We start from the raw sequence: 645 nt of genomic DNA on the forward strand, positions 1-645 counted from the left end.
AGTAGTCTTGATTGACTACATCATTATTATACTAGGAGGAGATATCAGCAATATCATCCATCTTGCCTGAAAAATTTCCGATGAAGTCCTGTATTGTTTTCCGGCGGTAATAGGTTTCGTATCCGGTAACTGTAATCCGGTAGGCCTCCACCAGTTCTCTGCATTCTGTCGGTGTCAGACGCATATAGTCAGCCATTTTATGTACCAGTTCTTCTGAACCCGGATTCCTTTTCCCGCTGATCAGCTTATACATATTGGAGCGGTCCACCCCGCAGTATTGTGCCAGCAGGTTTGTTTTTATATTTTTTGATTTAATATATTCGGATAAAATTTTTGAAAACATAGTTGGTAAATTTGTCATAAAGCGGCCCCCCTAAAAAGTATAATAAAATGATAAGAAAAAGGGCTTAAAATATCCATAATTTTCCTTAAAAATTGTTGACCACAAAGTGTGACACATTTTTTGGCTTTCCCTTTTCCGAAAAAAAGATATAGAAATTCCTGAAAACATAAAGTTTATTTGTTATTTAAAAGTTTTTGATTTCTGAAAAGAAAACAGGACTAAACCTTACCATTCCGGCATACGATACATTAAGTATTGTACAATAGGTAATTGCGAAACACATTCCTAAAACTTGCGTAAAA

1 protein-coding gene is annotated in these 645 nt (G+C 35.3%); it reads right to left on the minus strand.

Annotation, left to right across the window (positions count from 1 at the left end):
- Positions 1-31: 31 nt before the first annotated feature.
- Positions 32-361, minus strand: coding sequence for a helix-turn-helix transcriptional regulator (locus DWX43_RS26775; protein WP_118623122.1), 330 nt, complete (start codon positions 359-361; stop codon positions 32-34).
- Positions 362-645 lie beyond the last annotated feature (284 nt).

It is taken from the genome of Clostridium sp. AF19-22AC (assembly GCF_003479085.1).
Taxonomy (GTDB): domain Bacteria; phylum Bacillota; class Clostridia; order Lachnospirales; family Lachnospiraceae; genus Faecalicatena_A; species Faecalicatena_A orotica.